The organism is Asticcacaulis sp. YBE204 (assembly GCF_000495855.1).
In the GTDB taxonomy this organism is placed as follows: Bacteria; Pseudomonadota; Alphaproteobacteria; order Caulobacterales; family Caulobacteraceae; genus Asticcacaulis.
Window position 1 is genome coordinate 168,770 of the sequence record NZ_AWGF01000001.1, and the last position, 19,227, is coordinate 187,996.

The following is a 19,227-nucleotide window of genomic DNA, read 5'->3' on the forward strand; positions in this document are numbered from 1 at the left end:
GTCTGACAAATAAGCGGAAACGCAGGAAGCCCGAATGCCGATCGACAAGACCAAGGTCAGCGACGAAGAAGCGCTGAATTTTCACCAGTATCCGTCGCCAGGCAAGATCGGGCTTCTGGCCACCAAGCCGATGGCGACCCAGCGCGATCTGGCCCTGGCCTATTCGCCAGGTGTCGCCGTACCGGTGCGCAAGATCGCCGAAAACCCCGATGCCGCTTACGACTATACCTCCAAGGGCAATCTGGTCGCCGTCATTTCGAACGGCACGGCGATCCTCGGCCTCGGCAATCTCGGCGCGCTGGCATCCAAGCCCGTCATGGAAGGCAAGGCCGTCCTGTTCAAGCGCTTTGCCGATATCGACAGCTTCGACATCGAAGTGACGACGCAGGACCCCGACGAATTCATCACGGTGGTCAAGAACATCACCTCGACCTTCGGCGGCGTGAACCTCGAAGACATCAAGTCGCCGGAATGCTTCATCATCGAATCCGCCTTGCAGGATCTGGCCGACGTGCCGGTCTTTCACGACGATCAGCACGGCACGGCGATCATCGCCGCCGCCGGCCTGATCAACGCGCTGGAAATCACCGGCAAGAATATCGAGGACGTCAAGGTCGTCCTGTGCGGCGCCGGCGCGGCGGGTCTGTCTTCCATCGGCCTGATCAAGGCCATGGGCGTAAAGCCTGAAAACACAACGGTTTGCGACATCCACGGCGTTGTCTATAAGGGCCGCACGGTCGAAATGGACCAGTGGAAATCGGTCCATGCCACCGAAACCGACAAGCGCACGCTGGCCGAAGCCATGGTCGGCGCCGATGTGGTGCTCGGTCTGTCGGCCAAGGGTGTCATCACGCCCGACATGGTCGCCTCGATGGCCCCTCAGCCGATCATCTTCGCCATGGCCAATCCGGACCCGGAAATCACCCCGGAAGACGTGGCGAAAGTGCGCGACGACGCCATCGTCGCCACGGGGCGTTCGGACTACCCCAATCAGGTCAATAACGTCCTCGGCTTCCCCTACATCTTCCGTGGCGCGCTCGATGTCCGCGCCCGCCGGGTCAACCACGAAATGAAGCTGGCTGCCGCGCAGGCTTTGGCGCAACTGGCCCGTGAAGACGTGCCGGACGAGGTCGCCGCCGCCTATCAGGGCCGTCACCTGAAATTCGGCAAGGACTACATCATCCCCACGCCGTTCGATCCGCGCCTGATCTGGTACATCCCGCCCTTCGTGGCGCAGGCCGCCATGGATACCGGCGTGGCGCGCAAGCCAATCACCGACATGGACGCCTACCGTAAGACGCTGGAAAAGCGCCTCGATCCGTCGGCGGGCTTCTTGCAAAATATCACCGCAACCGTGCGCTCGCGCCCGTCCAAGCGCATCGTGTTCGCCGAAGGCGAGGACGTCTCGGTCATCCGCGCCGCCCACGCCTTCAAGGCGCAGGGACTGGGCACGCCGATCCTCTGCGGCCGCGAAAACCTCGTCACCGCCAATATGCGCGCGGCAGGTCTCGACCCGGCGGAAGAAGGCATCGAAATCGTCAATGCCCGTTTGTCGCACCGCAACGCCGCCTATTCGCAGCTTCTTTATAACCGCCTGCAACGTCAGGGCTTCCTCAAGCGCGACGTGGACCGCCTGATCAATCAGGACCGCAACTCGTTCGCCGCCGCCATGGTCCTGTCGGGTCACGCCGACGGCATGGTGACGGGCGTCACGCGCTCCTTCGATCAGGCCTTCGACGACGTGCTGCGCGTGGTCGATCCGGCCCCCGGCGGACGCGTTATGGGGATGTCAATCGTGCTGGCGCGTGGCAAGACCATCTTCATCGCCGACACCACGGTGGCCGAACTGCCCGACCCGGATGACCTCGTCGAAATCGCCGTCGAAGCCGCCATGGCCGTGCGCGGCATGGGCCACACCCCGCGCGTCGCCTTCATGTCCTATTCGACCTTCGGCAACCCGTCGGGCGAACGCTCCGAACGCGTAGCCAAGGCCGTGGCCGAGCTTGAAAAGCGCGGTGTGGACTTCGAGTTCGAAGGCGAGATGCCGCCCGACGTGGCGCTCGATCCGGCGCTGTGGGCCAACTATCCGTTCCAGCGTCTGACCGCACCCGCCAATATTCTGGTCATGCCGGCGATCCACTCGGCTTCGATCTCGACCAAGCTGGTACAGGCCTTGGGCGGCGCGACCGTCGTCGGTCCGCTGCTGCTCGGTCTGTCGAAGCCGGTGCAGATCTGTCAGTTGTCGGACTCGGTGACTAAGATCCTGACCATGGCGACCTTCGCCGCCTACGATATCCGAGCCAATATGGGCGGGTAATAGCCGTCAGGCTTTGAAGAATTTTAAAAGGGCGGGGCTGTTCAGGCCTCGCCTTTTTCCTTGATGGCACCCACCCGGATCAGCCACACCGCCAGAACTACCGCCACAAACCCGATCACGGCGGTATAGGTGAAGAACAGCATGTAACCCGCGCCCAGAGCTTCGCGGCTGACGCCCAGAGTCTCAGCGGGTTTGGTGAATGATACGGCGGGCAGATTATGCAGCCACGGCAGGAACGGCGCGGCCAAGCCCCCCTGATCGGCCCCCTTGGCCGCGCTTTCGACGATACGGCCCGACTGCGAGGCCAGAAGCTTGCCCGGCAAGGCATAGAGCGACGACAGAAGCGCGTATTGCGGGGCGGCAAAGCCTTCGGAAATCATCGACGACATATAGGCGATCAACACCGTCCCCGCGAAACCGCCGGAAATATTGTCGATAGCCAGCGTCAACGAGAAGGCCGGGATACTGTCGCCCTGCGTTGCCAGCCAGGCATAGGCGAGGTTTGAGCCCGCGCAGATGACCGCGCCGGTGATCAGGCTAAACTTCATGCCGAAGCGCGTCATGCTCAGACCCCCGGCGGTAACGCCGATAATCGTCATGACGACGCCGAAAATCTTGCGCACCTCGCCGATCACCGCCAGATCGAAGCCGAGATCGACATAGAAAGCACCGTTGATATTCAACAGGAAATCGGCAAGGCGATAGACGCAGATCGTCGCCAGAATGAGTACGGCCAGATTTTCGTAGCGCTTGAAGAAATCGACGATGGGCTCGACGAAGGTTTGCCGCAGATAGGCCCCCGGACGCGTCGGCACGTTCGGCATCGGCACGCAGGCGAGGAACATCAGGCCCAGCCCGACGCTGACGGCAGGCAATTGAACGAAGATGCCGGTTTGTTTCGAGGTCCATACGGATTTGACCGCGTCGAAGGCTTCGGGGCTGGGGAAGGTAAACTGGAACAGATTGATATTACCGGTCAGGCCCGCCCCCATCAGTGAGGCGGCGATGACCATCAGCAGGATGCGCCCGCCCCATTCGAGGCCTTCGGTCACCGGGTGCGGCGGCAGATCGCCGTACTGAATGACGCGGATAGTGTGGACGCCTTCCTTGGCCAGCAGAGTGCCGATCAGGCCGAGTCCCATCAGGGCGGCCATCAGGGCGTAGGCGAAACCCCAACCGAGCGTTTCGGCGAGGATCAACGGCACGATCCCGGCGATGAACGGGGCGACGCGTGCCCCCCAGGCATAGGCGGTGGCCATGACGCCCTGACCGTCCTGATCGGCGCTTTCGATCCGCCACGCATCGACCACGATGTCCTGCGTCGCGCCAACAAAGCCGAGCATGACAGCGATGGCCGCCATAAGGGCCAGATTTTCCTGAGGATTGAGGCCCGAAATCAGCCACAGGCCGAGCATAACGAGGCTTTGCGTCAGCAACATCCAGCCGCGGCGATGGCCAAGCAACCGTGTCAGGATCGGCAGGGGCACGCGGTCGACCAGCGGGGCCCAGACGAATTTCAGGCTATAGGCGAAGGTGGCGAGCGAGAAGAAAGCGATGACTTCCAGCGACAGGCCGACCGTGCGCAACCACACCGACAGGGTGTCGAAAATCAGGGTCAGGGTCAGGCCGCACGAAAAGCCGAGGCAGATCATGGCCAACACCTTGCGCTGAAAGAAGGGGCGCACGGCTTGCCACAGGGTTTTCTTGGCGGGTGGCGTGTCAGTCATGAAAATCCCCGAAGATCGCAGTTCGGGCGATCATCGGGGTAGTTAACTGATTTGGCAAGGTTTAAGCGGCAGCCTGCTGTCCGCACCATTGCGACAGGCGATGGCGCAACGCCGCCAGTTCGATCGGCTTGGTCAGGAAGTCGTTCATCCCGGCGGCCAGACAGGCGCGGCGGTCTTCTTCGTAGGCATTGGCCGTCAGGGCGATAATCGGCGTCAGATGGCCGTCGGCGCGCAACTGTTTCGTCGTGCCGATGCCGTCGAGACCCGGCAGGCCGAGGTCCATGAAGACAACGTCGAAACGACGATCGGCCATGATGTGCAGGGCCTCTTCGCCCGACGCGGCACGCTCGACACGGCAACCTTCGCGTTGCAGGAGTATCTGCGCCAGCAGCGCATTAACCGGATTGTCCTCGACCAGCAAGGCCGTGACGTTCTGACCCGACGCCGTGAGGATACGTTCGTCTTCCGGGGTTGCCGGACGTGCTTCGGCGGCGACGGGTTTCAGCGACAGGGTTTCGATACGCTCTTTCAACGACGACCGGCGCAGAGGCTTGATCAGATACCCCGCCCAACCCTTGTCCCGCCAGGCGCTGATCTCGTCGCGCTCTTCCGGCGCCAGCAGGATCAGGCTGCGGTTGTTTGGTGCCGGTACAGGTTCGGATAGCGCCTGACGATCGGCCAGTACGACGGTGCGGGCGCGCTTGCCGGCTTCCTTGAGCGTGCGGACCGAGCGCATTGTGGCCTGAAAGCTGTCGAGATGACTTTGCGCGCTGTCGGCCAGGATAGGATTGGCGGTGACGATGACCGTATCGGCGGGCGTGGTGACCGCGACGGGTTTGCGCAGGGTATAGGGAATCTGGAATTCGACGGTAAACAGCGACCCTGTGCCGATCTCGGAATCGAGCGTCAGGGTGGCGTTCATCGCCTCGACCAGCTTCTTGACGACGACCAGCCCCAAACCGGCTCCGCCATACTGCCCCGACGCATGCGACGGATCGACCTGACCGAATTCTTCGAAAATACGCGCGCGCGCCTCTTCGGGAATGCCTTCGCCGGTATCGCGAACGCCGAAACGGATGTGACCTTTGTCGGTCAGCGACACATCGATCAGGACGCCACCGGATTGCGTAAATTTGATGGCATTGCCGGCCAGATTAAACAGAATTTGGCGCAGACGACCTTCGTCGATCTGGATCGACTCCAGCTGCGCATCCAGCTTCCACGCGATTTCGATACCCCCGGCATGAGCACGGGGCGACAGGAGTTCTGCGACGCCTTGCAGCAGGGGTTCCAATTCGACGCGGTGGGTTTCCAGACCGATGTGACCGGCTTCGATGCGCGCATAGTCGAGCAGATCATTGACCAGGGTCAAAAGATGTTCACCGGAATCGCGCGCCGTTTGCAGATAGGATTGCTGTTCGCCGCTCAACTGGGTGCGGTTGAGCAGGGACAACATGCCCAGCACGCCATTAAGCGGCGTGCGGATTTCATGGCTCATCAGCTTGAAGAAATCTTCACGCGCTTTCAGCTTGGCCGCTGCGTCACGGGCATCGGCCTCGGTGAGTAAGGCGGGAGGGGAAGATGTCGCTTGGCCGTGACGCATGAAGATATTCTTTTCGCAATTACCTTTTTTCAGGCTGTGATCACTGTAGGCGAAAAACCTTAACGACGGCTCAAAGCGATTCGTTTTGCGGCGAAAATCGCGGCACCTCGGCATCCATCGGCGAGGTCCGGCGGTAGACCAGCGCCTCGGCGATATGGCGGCGCAGGATTGGCGTTTCTTCACCGCTCAAGCTGCCCTCTAAATCCGCGATGGTCCGCGCCAGCCGCACACAGCGCGTCCAGCCACGCGCGGACAGGTTCGAGCGTTGCGCCGCTTGAGTCAATAGCGCTTTGGCGGCGGTGTCGAGCGGTGCGATCTGCTCCAGTCCCGAGCCCGACGCGGTGGCGTTAAGCGCCTGCTCACTGGTCAGGCCCAGCCGCCGGGCGCGTTCTGTCTGGATTTGCCGCGCCGCCAGAACGCGCGCGGCAACCTCGGCGGACCCTTCGGCAGGCGGCGGCAGACCCATATCGGCGGCGGTCACCGCCGGTACGTCGATTTGCAGGTCGATGCGGTCCATCATCGGTCCCGACACCCGGCTCTGATAGTCGCGCAGGCATTTCGGCGCCTTGCCGCACGCACCCTTACCTACACCACCATAGCCACAGCGGCAGGGGTTCATGGCGGCGACCAGTTGTACCCGCGCCGGATAGCGGATGTGGTGATTGGCGCGGGCGACCACGACCTCGCCCGTTTCCAGCGGCGCGCGCAGCGAATCAAGGGCCTGTGCAGAATATTCAGGTAGCTCATCGAGGAATAGCACGCCATTATGCGCCAGAGATACCTCACCCGGCTTGGCACGCAAGCCGCCTCCTGTCAGCGCCGCCATCGACGCCGAATGGTGCGGCGCGCGGAAGGGCCGGTCGCGCGTCAGATTGCCTTTTTCGAGCAACCCCGCCATCGACCAGACCTGAGAGGTTTCCAGCAGTTCCGCCGAGGTCAGCGGCGGCAATATACCGGGCAAACGTTGCGCCATCATCGACTTGCCTGAGCCCGGCGGGCCGACGAAGAGCAGGTTGTGTCCGCCCGCCGCGGCGATTTCCAGCGCCCGTTTGGCGGCCTCCTGCCCCTTGACCTCGCGCAGATCGGGTGTGGCCTGACCGGCCACAACCTCGCCAGGTAAGGGCGGCGACAGAACCGCGTGACCCTTGAAATGATTAATAATGTCGATCAGGGATCGCGGTGCCAGAATCGGCACATCCCCGGCCCACGCGGCTTCGCGGCCGTTTTCTTCCGGACAGATCAGGCCCATGCCGAAACTTGATGCTGCCAATGCGGCGGGAAGCGCCCCGGCCATTGCACCGATACGCCCGTCGAGTTTCAGTTCCCCCGCGCAGACATAGGCGTCGAGCGCATCCTGCGGTAAAACGCCCATCACGACCATCAGCGCCAGGGCGATCGGCAGATCGTAATGCGAGCCTTCCTTTGGCAGGTCGGCGGGGGCCAGATTGACGACGATGCGCTTACCCGGCAGACTTAACCCCATACCGGCAAAAGCCCCGCGTACGCGTTCGCGGCTTTCGGCGACGGCCTTATCCCCCAGCCCAACGACGACGAAAGCGACATTGCCGGAGGTCAGTTGCACCTCGGCTTCGACGCGGTGCGCCTTCGCCCCTTCGAACGCAATCGTCGTGACCCGTGCCGGCATAAACCCCTCCCCAAATCACGACCATCAACCATCGCAGGTACAGTCGAGTTGATTACACCACCTTATATTGATTTCTTATCCACACCCTACGGAATGAAAAAAGACAAATCAAGAACAAAATTGGAACAAAAAGGGTAATTTTTGTTGTGCGGGTTTATAATACCGTTAGCGCGTGCAAAACGTCGGAAAATATCTCAGCGTTTTCAAACCTGACCTGTGGATAACCGGCGATCTACAGCGTCCCATAGGGCGTCTCCGGCGTCGATTCCATCAAACGCTTTTAGTTGCACCGCACCCGTTGGCGACGTGACATTGATCTCGGTCAGGTAGTCACCAATGACATCCAGCCCCACGAACATCAGGCCGCGCGCCTTGAGTTCAGGGCCAACGCGGGCGCAGATTTCCAGATCGCGCGGCGTCAGCGTCGTTTGCACCGCCGTACCGCCGACGCGCAAGTTCGAGCGCACGGCGTCCTTTTCCGGCACGCGATTGATGGCACCAACCACCTCGCCGTCGACAAGGATGATGCGCTTATCGCCTGCCGACACCGCCGGGATAAATTTTTGCAACACTAGGGGTTCACGCCCGATGGCGGCGTGCAGTTCGATCAGGGCGTCGAGATTGCGATCGTCGGCCTTAAGTTTGATGATGCCGCCGCCTGCCGCGCCGTGCAGCGGCTTGAGGATCGTGTCGCCGTGCTTTGCCTGAAACTCACGCAAAGCGACCGGGTCGGCGCTGATCAGGGTCGGCGGTTGCAGACCCTGAAAATGCTGAGCGAACAGCTTTTCGGGGCAGTCGCGGACGCTCTTAGGGTCGTTGACCACCAGCGTTTTCGGGTGGATCATCTCCAGCAGATAGGTCGCGGTGATATAGGCGATGTCGAAGGGTGGGTCCTGACGCATCAGGACGACGTCGACATCGGTACCGAGGTCGAGGGTCTCGTAGTCCCCGGCGGTGACATGGTCACCCTTGATGGGACGCAAGGTAACCTTGCGCGCGCGCGCCTTGACCTGACCATCTTCGAGCGACAGATGCTGCGGCTCATAGACCCACAGTTCGTGGCCCCGGTTTTGCGCCGCCATCATCAGCAGGAAGGTCGTGTCCCCGGCGATATTGATCTTTTCGATGGGGTCCATCTGGACGGCGACGCGCAGGGTCATAGGGTGTCTCTCTGTTGTTAGCTTCTATGTAAACCGACAGTGCGTGAGAGCAAGAGGCCGCGCTTAAATACCTTCGGAAAAAGCGTCGCGGACGTGTTTGATGCCCTGCGGGGTAATCGCATAGAGATCGACGTGCAGGTGGTATTTGCGCAAAGCCGGTTTGCGGTCCTGAAGTTTCAGCCCCGCCTGCCACAGGCGGTGTTGCTGCACCGGTCCGACGGCGGTCAGGGCCTCCAGCAGGGTGCGCCGTTGCTTGACCTCGATAACGCACAGGCGCTTGCCCTTGACCGCCAGAATGTCGATTTCGCTTTCAGGCGTTTTCAGGCGGAAACCGAGGATGCGGTGACCGGTCAGCATCAGGTGGCCGAGCGCGATATATTCGCTCAGATGCCCGCGTCTGTGCGCCTTCTGCCCCCGCTCGACGCGTTTCATTTTTTCAGGTCAAGCGCGCGTTTATAGATGACCTTGCGCGGCAGGTCGAAGCGCTGGGCGAGCGTCGCGGCGGCCTCCGACGGGGCCAAGGTTTTCAGCGCATCGAGGATGGCCGCATCAAGGTCGTCTTCGGAGGTTTCTACGGCCTCCGCAGGGCCGATCAGGACGACGATCTCGCCCTTGGGCTCATGCAGTTCCTCGCGCGTGACGAGGTCGCTGAGACGCCCGCGCACGCAGGTCTCGTACAGCTTGGTCAGTTCGCGGCAGATGGCGGCATCGCGGTCGCCGATGGTGGCCAGCAGGTCGGTCAGGCTATCGTGCAGACGCGGGCCGGTCTCGAAAAACACCACCGTCGAGGCAAGGGTCTTGAAGTCGGCGAAGAAGGTTTTGCGGGCGGCGGATTTGTTCGGCGAAAACCCGGCGAACATGAAACGGTCGGTGGGCAATCCGGCCAGACAGAGCGCGGCCATGACGGCGGACGCGCCGGGGATGGGATGGACGCGCGCGCCGACACCCAGCGCCATATTGACCAGCCGGAAGCCGGGGTCGGAAATCAGCGGCGTTCCGGCGTCCGACACCTGCGCCACGACTTCGCCGGTATGCAGGCGCGCGAGGATTTCGGGGATGACTTGCGGGCCGGAATGATCGTCGTAGCGGATCAGCTTTTTCTTGAGATCGTAGGCCGCCAGCAGCTTCCCCGTCACCCGCGTGTCCTCGCACAGAACCACATCGGCGGCGCGCAGCACATCGAGCGCGCGGAGCGTAATGTCGCGCAGATTGCCGATCGGCGTGGCGATGATATAGAGCCCGCCTTCGACAGGACGGGGCGGCGGCGCAAAGAAATCGGTCATGAGTCCTTATTGGCGCACGACGCTGGGAAGTCAAATAATCCCGACGCAGGTGCGGGCGACCTGACGTTTCTGGGCGTCGGTCAGTTTCACACCCTTGACCTTCCAGCCGAGCAGGCCTTCGCGGGCGACGACCAGCCAGGTATCGCCACTAATATTGTACTGACGGGCGTTGAAGCTGCCATAGCGGATGCGCGGATCGGGCTTCCAGTCGGTCTTGACGGGCGTGGGCTTGAGGTGGCGGATCAGGGTCGCGAAGCCTTCCGGCTCTCCGGCAGCTTGCGCACAGAGATGCAGGTCCGGGCCTTTCAGCGGCGGGGCATCGGGTTCGCGCTTCTTGCGGATGATCAGGGCCGCGCCCTTATCGAAGATGCGGTTCAACAGGCCGCGTTTGCGCTCCGGATCGGCGGGGGCAGCAGCGGGAGCGACTTCGAACGGCTCGATGTCCTTGTACAGGCTGTTGGTAATGGCGATGCCGTCGATCAGGCCCTCCATGCGGTTGAGATCGCTTTTTCCGGCATAGGTCAAGGTCTCGATGGCCACGCTCTGGGCGCGATAGACGTCATAACAGACCACGCCGCCGACCACGGCCAGCAGGATAGCCGAAACGATCAGATACTTACGCCATTTTTGCATGGATTACCCCTTGAGTGCGCGACCCTAACCGGCAATTCGGCAGAAATTATGACAAAAGTTCAAGCAGAAGACGGTCGAGGACCACGCGGCCCTTGTCGGTGGCGCGTAGACGGTCGTTGCGGATGTCGAGGAAACCGTCGGTGATCAGGTCATCGCGTTTGATCAGCAGCAGGTTTTGGATGCGCACCAGCCGTACCCCGTCGATCAAGCGCAGGCCGAGCATCAGGGCCTCTTCGGCGGACCCGTCTGACGACAGACGCTCGCGGTCGATGCCGGTACCGTGCTCGCCGACGCGCGCGATATAGGTGCGCAGATCGCTTTCGGCGACGGTGGCGTGGCGGACACCGTCAAGAGTCAGACGTCCGTGCGCGCCGGGGCCGACACCGATATAGTCGACACCTTCCCAGATGTTTACATTGTGCGCCGACCGGGCAGCAAGACCCTTGGCGTGGTTCGACACCTCATAGGCCTCGAAACCCAGATCGTTGAGGACCGATTGCGTCGTGTAATAAAACGCCTCACCTAGTTCCGGGGCGGGCAGGCTCAGCTTGCCGCGCCGCGCCGCGCGCCCGAACGGCGTATCGGGTTCGAGACTCAGTTGGTAGGGCGAAATATGCTCGACACCCAAAGCCGCCGCACGTTTCAATTCCGCTGCCCAGTCGTCGGGCGTCTGTCCCGGCAAGGCATAGATCAGGTCGAGCGACACACGATCGAACACCGACAGGGCGGTGTCTAAACCCAGCAGGGCTTCGCGCGCCGAATGGTTGCGCCCGAGGAATTTCAGCGCTGCGTCATCGAGCGACTGGATACCGATCGACAGGCGGTTGATACCGGCAGTGCGGAAAGCTTCGTAACGCGAAATCTCGGCGTCAGTGGGATTGGCCTCCAGCGTAATTTCAACAGGGCCGGACGGCGGGAAGAGTTGCCGCGCCTCATCGATCAGCGTCGCGATCCATTCAGGCCGCATCAGGGACGGGGTGCCGCCGCCGAAAAAGACCGAGGCCAGTTCACGCGGCCCCAGCCACGATGCTTGCGTGCGTAGCTCGGTGAGGATCGCCTCGAACAGGGCGGTTTGTGTCGCGATCTGCCCTCTGTCCCGCGTGACGTTGAAGTCGCAATAGGGGCAGATGCGCGCGCAATAGGGCCAGTGGATATAGAGGGCGACCGGGGTCATAGGTGGGTCGCCCTTTATGTTTAGTGACGGAAGACGCGCACGCCGGTGAAGGCCATGGTCAGGCCCGCCTCGTCGGCAGCCGCGATGACGTCGGCATCCTTGATCGAACCGCCCGGCTGGATGACCGCGGTCGCCCCCGCCGCCGCGGCTTCAAGCAGACCGTCGGGGAAGGGGAAGAAGGCTTCCGACGCACAGGCAGAACCCTTGGCCAGAGACTCGCTCAGACCCAGCTTTTCGGCGGCTTCCTGCGCGCGCAGAGCGGCGATGCGGGCCGAGTCGCGACGGTTCATCTGACCGGCGCCGATGCCGGCGGTGCGGCCTTCCTTGGCATAGACGATGGCGTTCGACTTGACGTGTTTGGCGACGGTGAAGGCGAACAGCATGTCCTGAATCTCGGTCGGGGTCGGTTGACGCTTCGTCACGATCTTGAGGTCCGGCGCGAGGATACGTGCAGTGTCGCGCGACTGGATCAGCAGGCCTCCGGCGACCGAACGGAAGACCTGACCGCCGCTCAACGGATCGGGCAGGGAGCCGGTGACCAGCAGGCGCAGGTTCTTCTTGGCTTTGATGACCTCGACTGCGTCGTCGTCCACGGCCGGGGCGACGATGACCTCGGTGAAGACCTCGACGATCTTTTCGGCGGTCGCACGATCAAGCTTGCGGTTCAGCGCCACGATGCCGCCGAAGGCCGACACGTCGTCGCATTCCAGCGCGCGCTTATAGGCCGTCAGCAGGTCCGGACCGACGGCGACGCCGCACGGATTGGCGTGCTTGACGATGACGCAGGCCGGTTCGTCGAATTCGGCGACCAGCTCGATGGCGGCATCGGTGTCGGCGACATTGTTATAACTCAGTTCCTTGCCCTGAAGCTGGGTCGCGGTGGCGACACCCGGGCGGTCTTCGCCGGTCTTATAGAAGGCGGCGGACTGGTGCGGGTTTTCGCCGTAGCGCATGGTTTGCAGGCGCGTCCCGGCGATGGTCTTGCGCTCGGCGTAGGTGTCGCCAAGCTGTTCGGCAAACCACGACGACACGGCGCTGTCATAGGCGGCGGTACGGGCAAAGGCGCGGGCGGCGAGCGATTTACGCAGAGACAGACCGGTCTTTCCCTCGGTGGTGATCGCGGCGATGACCTCGTCGATCCCCGCCTTGTCGACGCAGACGGCGACATAGGGGTGGTTCTTGGCCGACGAACGGATCATGGCTGGACCGCCGATATCGATATTCTCGATAGCCGCTTCGAAGCCACCACCGGAGGCGACGGTCTTCTCAAACGGATAGAGGTCGATCCACACGATGTCGATAGGGGCGATGTCGTGCTCGGTCAGAGCCTTGGCGTGTTCCGGCGCGTCGCGATAGGCGAGCAGGCCGCCGTGCACCTTGGGGTGCAGGGTCTTGACGCGACCATCCATCATTTCAGGGAACTGCGTCAGGTCCGACACGTCCTTGACCGCGATCCCCGCATTGGCGATCGCCGCGCGTGTCCCGCCGGTCGAGACGATTTCGACCCCGGCGGCAGCGAGGGCCTGAGCCACCTCGATCAGGCCGGTCTTGTCCGACAGCGAGATCAGGGCGCGTTTCGGCGTGACGAAATCGGGAGCGGGCGGGAAATCGGGCGCGGCGGGCATGGGCAGTCCATTCGGGAGGTTGGGGAAATATGCGCGCGGTGTACACAACGAAGGCGCAAAAGGGAACCCACAAAGCTTGATACTGGTTACAGCACCCAGATAACGGTTCATGAGGCCTGGGCGACAGACAAGCTGAGCGTCACTCGACAAGTTTCCATTTTTACGAAATAAGACGACATGTTTAGCGCCTTGCCCGTCGACCCGTCCAAATACTCCGCCTTTCTGGCGGCGATGCTGCTCATGGCCATCACGCCGGGACCGGCCAATCTGTTCTGCATCTCGACGGGCCTGAAACGCTCGGTGCCGCGCGTTCTGATGGGCGTGTTCGGTATCAATAGCGCGACCCTGATCTGGTTCGTCATGGCCGCGTTCGGGCTACATATCCTGATCACCACCGTCCCGGTCATTTTCCACCTGATGACCTTCGGCGGCGCGATCTATCTTCTGTGGATCGCCTATAAAACGATCCGCGCGCGCAAGTCGCACAATGCCCATGAACTCGATGTTCCGATAACGGATCAAATGCCGCAAAGCCTCTGGGCGACGTGGAAAGACGGTTTCATGGTGCAGTTCCTGAATCCGAAAGTCACGCTGTTCTTCACCGCCGTCCTGCCGCCCTTTCTCGATCTGAGCCGCCCGATGACGACTCAGATGCCGGTCTTCGCCGCCACGGCCATCGGCATGGATGTCATCGCCATGACCACCTACGGCCTGAGCGGGCTGGCCCTGACGCGTCTGCTCAGCCAAGGCCGCAATCGCGAATATTTCGAGCTGTTCGTGGGGTGTCTGCTGGGCCTGATTGCGCTGCTGATCCTTGGCCACGGCATCGCGGATTTGCTGAAATCGGCTTGATAATTCCAGTCATGGTAAACCGCTCTTAACCCTTTTGGCGGCATAAAGCGGGGTCAACCTTCACAGGCCTGTTTGTCGCATGAGCACCGTTACCGCCCTCGTCTGGAATCATCTCGAAACCAACTTCCTCATGATCTGGCGGTCGGTGCCGATGGCGCGTCTGCGCGGCGCACTGGTCTGCCTGATCGGTCTGGCTTCATTGCTGGCCTTCGCCTCCTACAACGCCGCCGACGCCAGCTGGAACACGGCGACCGATGCCCCGGTGCAGAACCTGCTCGGCGGGTTCGGTGCGATCCTCGCCGACCTCGGTCTGCAATCTCTGGGTCTGGCGGCCTGGCCGATGGCGGCGCTGATGACGTGGTTCGGCCTGACGCGCCTGATGCAGCTCGATCCCGACGAAGGCCGCCGCGCGCTTCGCATCCATAGCCTGTTCGCCGCCCTGTTCGTGCTGATGCTGGCGGCGGCGCTGGCGCCGCTGCATACAGGCGACGCGACTTCGCCGTCGATCGGCGGCTTCTGGGGCACCGGTGTACATGGCATCCTGAACGCCCTGTTCGACTTCATGCGCCTACCCGCCGGTGATGTCATCGCCAGCCTGATCTTCGGCGCCGCCGCCCTGTGGTGCTTCAATCAAGCCCTGCGCCTGAAGGCCGATAGCTATGTCCGCGCCGCTGGGTTCATTCTGGGCGGCTTCAGGGGCGCGATCAACGCCACGGGTATCAGCGAAAAGGTCTCCGACGCCGTTGCGCGCGCCGAGGCCAAGCCGAAGGGCGCCCGTAAAAGCGTCAAGACGCCCAAGCCCTTTATCGACGAAGCGGCCTACGACGCCGAACCGGCTGCCGAGCCACAGGTCAATCTGCGCACGCCGGTCGGCGAAGAGCCCGACTACGACTACGACGCACCGCCGTTCGATATAGACGACCTCGATCCCGACGCGCCGATGCTGAGCCCGGCTCCGAAATCGGCCACACCAGAGCCGAAAATCCGCATGGAAGCGCCGCGCACGCCCAAGCCTTCGGCCCGCGAGCAGGATGAGCGTCAGTCGAGCTTCGAGTTCCTCAAGCCCGGCAATTTCCGCTTGCCGGAACTGTCGATCCTGTCGAAGCCCAAGCCGCGCGCCACCAGCTTCGACGAAGCCGCCCTGCGTCAGAACGCCCGCATGCTGGAAAGCGTGCTGGCCGAATTCGGCGTCAAGGGCGTCATCGATCAGATCCGCCCCGGCCCGGTCGTCACCCTCTACGAACTGGCCCCCGCCGCGGGTGTGAAGGGCGCGCGCGTCGTCGCTCTGGCCGACGATATCGCCCGCAACATGTCGGCGCGCTCGTGCCGCGTCTCGATCGTTCAGGGCCGCAACGCCATCGGCATCGAACTGCCCAACGCCGTGCGCGAAACCGTTTACCTGCGCGACATGCTGGCCTCGGCCGAGTTCGAAAAGGCCGGACACATGCTGCCTATGGTGCTGGGCGAAAACATCGGCGGCGAGCCCTACGTCACCGACCTCGCCAAGATGCCCCACCTGCTGATCGCGGGCACCACCGGCTCGGGTAAGTCGGTCGGCGTCAACGCCATGATCCTTTCGATCCTCTACCGCCTCGATCCGGAACAGTGCAAGTTCATCATGATCGACCCCAAGATGCTGGAACTCAGCGTCTATGACGGCATCCCGCACCTGATCGCCCCCGTCGTCACCGACCCGAAAAAGGCCGTCGTGGCGCTCAAATGGACCGTCAAGGAGATGGAAGACCGCTACCGCCGTATGTCGAAGATCGGCGTGCGCAACGTGGCCTCCTTCAATGAACGCGCCAAGGCGACCGCCGCCGAAGGCAAGAACTTCATCCGCAAGGTCCAGACCGGCTTCGACGAGGTCGGCCAGCCGATCTTCGAGATCGAGGAAATGGTCCCCGAACCCATGCCCTATATCGTCGTCATCATCGACGAGGTCGCCGACCTGATGATGGTCGCGGGCAAGGACATCGAAGGCGCGGTTCAGCGTCTGGCTCAGATGGCCCGTGCCGCCGGTATCCACCTGATCATGGCCACACAGCGCCCGTCGGTCGACGTCATCACCGGCACCATCAAGGCCAATTTCCCGACCCGGATTTCCTTCCAGGTCACCTCGAAAATCGACTCCCGTACCATCCTCGGCGAACAGGGCGCGGAACAGCTGCTGGGCCAGGGCGACATGCTCTATATGGCGGGCGGCGGACGCATCACCCGTCTGCACGGCCCCTTCGTCGCCGACGGTGAGGTCGAGGCCGTGGCCGAATATCTGCGCTCGCAAGGGTCGCCGCAATATCTCGACGACATCACCGCCGGTGGCGACGATGACGGCGGCGACAGCGATGGCGGCGGCATGGGCGAAGGCGGCTCCGGCGACGACCTCTACGACAAGGCCGTCTACTTCGTCACCTTCGACCGCAAGGCCTCGACCTCCTACATCCAGCGCAAGCTTCAGATCGGCTATAACCGGGCGGCAAGCTTGATGGAGAAGATGGAACTGGAAGGCGTCGTCGGCCCGGCTAACCACGTCGGCAAACGCGATATCCTCGCCCCGCCCCCGCCGCATTAAGCGTTAAAAGAGGCTCCGCCGGGCAGGGTCATAGACCCTGCACCCGTTACTTGGAGCATGTGGTGAGGCCTGCTTCCTTATACCTCCCTGCACGCAGCGCGGGGAGGGGGACCGCGCCCGGAGGGCGTGGTGGTGGGGTGCCCTTCTTAAGCTGGACATAAGCTCAAGCTTCCAACCATACTGTCCTTATGACCGAACCCGTTTTCCTCGCCTATCCCTTCGACGCCGCCTTTTCTGAGGCGGTGCAAATTGGCACCACCATCTATCTGTCAGGCCATATCGGCGATGACGACGACGGCAATCTGGCCGATGGGTTCGATGCCGAAGTCCAGCAGATGATGACCAATGTCTCGGCCTCTCTGGCCCGGTTCGAGCGCGACCTGACGGCGCTTGTTTCGGTTAGGGTCATGCTCACCGACATGGCGAATCTTGAGCGCTTCAACGTCCTGTTTGCTGGTTATTTCGCCGACGCGCCCCTGCCCGTCTGTTCGGTGTTTGCCGTGACGCAACTGGCGCTCGATGCGTCCATCGAAATCGAGTGCATCGCTACGCTATAAAGCGCTCAGCGCCCCCGCCGTTTAAGATAGCGCTTGTAGATCCGGTCTCTTTGCCACCCTCGGACAGAGTCCCCATCATCCGGGCCGCCGCCGTCATCGTGGTACTGACCGTCCCAGGATTCGGGCTTCAAACTGTGTTGAAACGGCCATACGCCCCGTCGGGTGCGGCCGCATATCGGGCACCATTTCCGGTGAGGCTGTGTGAAAGGGTTACGGCCTGCCTGAATCATAAACCGGCACCTTGGGCATTTGAAGCCAATGGCAATGCCGAGCAGGATTACCGCCAGAGCCGTCGAACCCGCTATGCTGAGACTGTTGGGATCGCCCATCCCCGCGCATATGGCCGCGCCGCCTATCAGAATGGCTGAGGTCAGCCACAGCGAATTGACGAACAACGACAGGAAAGCCGTCATGAAAACGGCAAAGGCGAGGGTTGAATTCGTGTAAGACGTCAGACTGGTAAGCAGGAAGATAATACCCGGCACAGCAAAGACGGCGGGATAATACATCGCCTCAGAGCCCCAGCCGTTTAGCCCGTCCGGCGATGCTCATATAGAGCCGCTCGGCGATCAGCAAATCCGGCATGCCGGTCGACTTGCACGCCTTATCCGTGTCGATCAGTTCCTTCGACAATGGGTCGATATGGAAATCCGACCAGTTGCGCGCCTGACGCAGGAACTCCGCCTCCTGTTTCCAGAACACCCCGGCGGCACGGGTGGCCTGCTTGGCGTCGATGCCCTTGGCGACCTGCGCCTGAATGAGCCTTAGCTTGATCAGGTGGGCATTGAGCGCCCGCACCGCATCGACCCCGGTTTCACCCTCGGCAAAGGCGCGTCGCAGACCGGCCTGCGCCAGCCCCATCTTCGCGCCAAAGGCCTGCAAGGCCGCATCGAACAGAGAGGCTTCCGGCTCGACCCCGAGAAAATCCTGCAATTCCTTCGCATCAAGCGTCTTTTTCGACCCCGGTCCGATGAACAGGCACAGGCGCTCGATCTCCTGCCGCGCCACACCGCGTTCGCGGGGTAACCGGGCCGCGAAAATATCCATCGCGTCGGGCGTCAGGGCGACTTCGTTTTTCGCCAGCGTCTCCCGCGCCATGCGCACCACATCGCCGGTCTCGTCCTCGTAGCAGGCAATCGACGCCACGGCCTTGTCGGCATCGGCCAGCTTGCGCGTGGCGGAATCACCGCCCAGCCCCCCGGCCTCGATCAGGAAAAAGGCGTCGCGGTTGAACTCCCCCGCCGCGTGGGCCTTGAGCGCCGCCGCGACCTGCTTGTCGAGCGCTGCCTTTTCCGAGAAGAATTTCAGTCGCACCAGCCGCCGGCCACCCATCAGGGACTGCGCCGTCAGTTCGTCCTCAAGCCGCGCCGCGTCAATATCGATGTCGGTATCGGTAAGGATCGAGACGTTGAACGGGTCTTTGATGTCCGGCACGATTTGTCGCGCCAGAGCTTCGCCGCGCTCGATGACCTGACCACGATCCTTGCCGTAGATCAGGCAGGCGATCACGTCGCGCGGCGGCGCTTTGAGAAAGCCCTCGATTTCAGGGCGTTTGACGAGCTTCATTTACTTCGCAAGGGCCGTGGTTTGGCCGTGGAAATAGAGCGTGATGTCGCTGCGCAGCCGGTCGCTGATGCTGGTCGCGGCACGCTGCTGACCGTCCTTTTGCGAAATGACGCTGCCATAGGGGGATTTCGATGTGGCGTCATAGGTCGTAGTATCGACGAAATTGCCCTTGGTCAGGACGGCGCGTGTCTGCACATCGACCAACTCGTAGGTGACCATATTCGAGATTTCCGAACGGATCGCCGTATCGTTGGCGCCGATCCCGACGTCGTACCGGCTTTCGACCAGCTTGACATCCAGACGGTAAGGCTTGGTCGCCGACGACGCGGTGTCGAAGCTGGCCACGAGGTTTTGCCGCACGAAATAACCGGTGCGTGAATCCGTCGTATTGACCTCGATCCCGGCAAGCGTCGCGCCCAGCCCCTTCTGCGCATAGACCGGCGTGAAGCCACACCCGCTCAAAGAGAGGGGCGCAGCCAGAAGGCAGACGGCGAGGAGGGCTTTGCGGATCATGAG

At 62.3% G+C, this 19,227-nt stretch carries 16 protein-coding genes; 4 read left to right on the top strand and 12 right to left on the bottom strand.

The features are described from left to right. Positions 1-34: 34 nt before the first annotated feature. Positions 35-2,317, top strand: a complete 2,283-nt coding sequence (locus AEYBE204_RS21720; protein WP_023460466.1) for an NADP-dependent malic enzyme — start codon at positions 35-37, stop codon at positions 2,315-2,317. Positions 2,318-2,358: 41 nt separating this feature from the next. Here the strand turns inward: AEYBE204_RS21720 and AEYBE204_RS21725 are convergent, their stop codons facing one another. From AEYBE204_RS21725 to purH, 9 genes are all read right to left on the bottom strand, one after another. Continuing rightward, positions 2,359-4,044, bottom strand: coding sequence for an MFS transporter (locus tag AEYBE204_RS21725; RefSeq protein ID WP_023460467.1), 1,686 nt, complete (start codon positions 4,042-4,044; stop codon positions 2,359-2,361). A gap of 61 nt (positions 4,045-4,105) precedes the next feature. After that, complete coding sequence (locus tag AEYBE204_RS21730; RefSeq protein ID WP_023460468.1) at positions 4,106-5,647, bottom strand: response regulator; 1,542 nt, start codon at positions 5,645-5,647, stop codon at positions 4,106-4,108. 70 nt (positions 5,648-5,717) lie between these two features. Then, entirely contained in the window at positions 5,718-7,292 is a 1,575-nt protein-coding gene (locus tag AEYBE204_RS21735; protein WP_023460469.1) for a YifB family Mg chelatase-like AAA ATPase, read from the bottom strand. Between the two features lie 203 nt (positions 7,293-7,495). Further along, the gene (gshB, locus tag AEYBE204_RS21740) at positions 7,496-8,452 is read right to left on the bottom strand and encodes a glutathione synthase (protein WP_023460470.1); all 957 of its coding nucleotides are present in this window, start codon (positions 8,450-8,452) and stop codon (positions 7,496-7,498) included. A gap of 63 nt (positions 8,453-8,515) precedes the next feature. Then, positions 8,516-8,884 carry a YraN family protein gene (locus AEYBE204_RS21745; RefSeq protein WP_023460471.1) on the bottom strand — a complete coding sequence of 123 codons (369 nt, stop codon included), beginning with the start codon at positions 8,882-8,884 and terminating at the stop codon, positions 8,516-8,518. Then, complete coding sequence (gene rsmI, locus AEYBE204_RS21750; RefSeq protein ID WP_023460472.1) at positions 8,881-9,735, bottom strand: 16S rRNA (cytidine(1402)-2'-O)-methyltransferase; 855 nt, start codon at positions 9,733-9,735, stop codon at positions 8,881-8,883. Before rsmI ends, AEYBE204_RS21745 begins: the two co-directional genes overlap by 4 nt. A 30-nt stretch (positions 9,736-9,765) precedes the next feature. Further along, on the bottom strand, positions 9,766-10,368 hold the full coding sequence (locus AEYBE204_RS21755) for a hypothetical protein (RefSeq protein WP_023460473.1): 603 nt from the start codon (positions 10,366-10,368) through the stop codon (positions 9,766-9,768). A gap of 46 nt (positions 10,369-10,414) precedes the next feature. Further along, positions 10,415-11,542, bottom strand: a complete 1,128-nt coding sequence (gene hemW, locus AEYBE204_RS21760) for a radical SAM family heme chaperone HemW (protein ID WP_023460474.1) — start codon at positions 11,540-11,542, stop codon at positions 10,415-10,417. 20 nt (positions 11,543-11,562) lie between these two features. Further along, complete coding sequence (purH, locus tag AEYBE204_RS21765) at positions 11,563-13,167, bottom strand: bifunctional phosphoribosylaminoimidazolecarboxamide formyltransferase/IMP cyclohydrolase (RefSeq protein ID WP_023460475.1); 1,605 nt, start codon at positions 13,165-13,167, stop codon at positions 11,563-11,565. Positions 13,168-13,344: 177 nt separating this feature from the next. Here purH and AEYBE204_RS21770 point away from each other — a divergent pair, with 177 nt between their 5' ends. The 3 genes from AEYBE204_RS21770 to AEYBE204_RS21780 all read left to right on the top strand — a co-directional run bounded on the left by AEYBE204_RS21770 (position 13,345) and on the right by AEYBE204_RS21780 (position 17,145). After that, complete coding sequence (locus AEYBE204_RS21770; RefSeq protein WP_023460476.1) at positions 13,345-14,019, top strand: LysE family translocator; 675 nt, start codon at positions 13,345-13,347, stop codon at positions 14,017-14,019. A 79-nt stretch (positions 14,020-14,098) separates the two neighbouring features. Beyond that, complete coding sequence (locus tag AEYBE204_RS21775) at positions 14,099-16,588, top strand: DNA translocase FtsK 4TM domain-containing protein (RefSeq protein WP_023460477.1); 2,490 nt, start codon at positions 14,099-14,101, stop codon at positions 16,586-16,588. A gap of 188 nt (positions 16,589-16,776) precedes the next feature. Then, the gene (locus AEYBE204_RS21780; protein ID WP_023460478.1) at positions 16,777-17,145 is read left to right on the top strand and encodes a RidA family protein; all 369 of its coding nucleotides are present in this window, start codon (positions 16,777-16,779) and stop codon (positions 17,143-17,145) included. A 5-nt stretch (positions 17,146-17,150) separates the two neighbouring features. Here the strand turns inward: AEYBE204_RS21780 and AEYBE204_RS21785 are convergent, their stop codons facing one another. From AEYBE204_RS21785 to AEYBE204_RS21795, 3 genes are read right to left on the bottom strand one after another with little or no spacing between them, the layout of a single operon-like run. Next, positions 17,151-17,654 carry a hypothetical protein gene (locus tag AEYBE204_RS21785; RefSeq protein WP_023460479.1) on the bottom strand — a complete coding sequence of 168 codons (504 nt, stop codon included), beginning with the start codon at positions 17,652-17,654 and terminating at the stop codon, positions 17,151-17,153. A 4-nt stretch (positions 17,655-17,658) separates the two neighbouring features. Further along, positions 17,659-18,711 carry a DNA polymerase III subunit delta gene (holA, locus tag AEYBE204_RS21790; RefSeq protein ID WP_023460480.1) on the bottom strand — a complete coding sequence of 351 codons (1,053 nt, stop codon included), beginning with the start codon at positions 18,709-18,711 and terminating at the stop codon, positions 17,659-17,661. Beyond that, entirely contained in the window at positions 18,712-19,224 is a 513-nt protein-coding gene (locus AEYBE204_RS21795) for a hypothetical protein (RefSeq protein ID WP_023460481.1), read from the bottom strand. Positions 19,225-19,227: the final 3 nt, after the last annotated feature.

Bases quoted from the DNA above. Each gene is read 5' to 3' on its own strand.
- AEYBE204_RS21725 (WP_023460467.1), bottom strand. From the start codon at position 4,044: ATGACTGACACGCCACCCGCCAAGAAAACCCTGTGGCAAGCCGTGCGC.
- AEYBE204_RS21745 (WP_023460471.1), bottom strand. From the start codon at position 8,884: ATGAAACGCGTCGAGCGGGGGCAGAAGGCGCACAGACGCGGGCATCTG.
- AEYBE204_RS21795 (WP_023460481.1), bottom strand. From the start codon at position 19,224: ATGATCCGCAAAGCCCTCCTCGCCGTCTGCCTTCTGGCTGCGCCCCTC.
- AEYBE204_RS21730 (WP_023460468.1), bottom strand. From the start codon at position 5,647: ATGCGTCACGGCCAAGCGACATCTTCCCCTCCCGCCTTACTCACCGAG.
- holA (WP_023460480.1), bottom strand. From the start codon at position 18,711: ATGAAGCTCGTCAAACGCCCTGAAATCGAGGGCTTTCTCAAAGCGCCG.
- AEYBE204_RS21770 (WP_023460476.1), top strand. From the start codon at position 13,345: ATGTTTAGCGCCTTGCCCGTCGACCCGTCCAAATACTCCGCCTTTCTG.
- AEYBE204_RS21735 (WP_023460469.1), bottom strand. From the start codon at position 7,292: ATGCCGGCACGGGTCACGACGATTGCGTTCGAAGGGGCGAAGGCGCAC.
- AEYBE204_RS21775 (WP_023460477.1), top strand. From the start codon at position 14,099: ATGAGCACCGTTACCGCCCTCGTCTGGAATCATCTCGAAACCAACTTC.
- AEYBE204_RS21720 (WP_023460466.1), top strand. From the start codon at position 35: ATGCCGATCGACAAGACCAAGGTCAGCGACGAAGAAGCGCTGAATTTT.
- rsmI (WP_023460472.1), bottom strand. From the start codon at position 9,735: ATGACCGATTTCTTTGCGCCGCCGCCCCGTCCTGTCGAAGGCGGGCTC.
- AEYBE204_RS21785 (WP_023460479.1), bottom strand. From the start codon at position 17,654: ATGTATTATCCCGCCGTCTTTGCTGTGCCGGGTATTATCTTCCTGCTT.
- purH (WP_023460475.1), bottom strand. From the start codon at position 13,167: ATGCCCGCCGCGCCCGATTTCCCGCCCGCTCCCGATTTCGTCACGCCG.
- AEYBE204_RS21780 (WP_023460478.1), top strand. From the start codon at position 16,777: ATGACCGAACCCGTTTTCCTCGCCTATCCCTTCGACGCCGCCTTTTCT.
- hemW (WP_023460474.1), bottom strand. From the start codon at position 11,542: ATGACCCCGGTCGCCCTCTATATCCACTGGCCCTATTGCGCGCGCATC.
- AEYBE204_RS21755 (WP_023460473.1), bottom strand. From the start codon at position 10,368: ATGCAAAAATGGCGTAAGTATCTGATCGTTTCGGCTATCCTGCTGGCC.
- gshB (WP_023460470.1), bottom strand. From the start codon at position 8,452: ATGACCCTGCGCGTCGCCGTCCAGATGGACCCCATCGAAAAGATCAAT.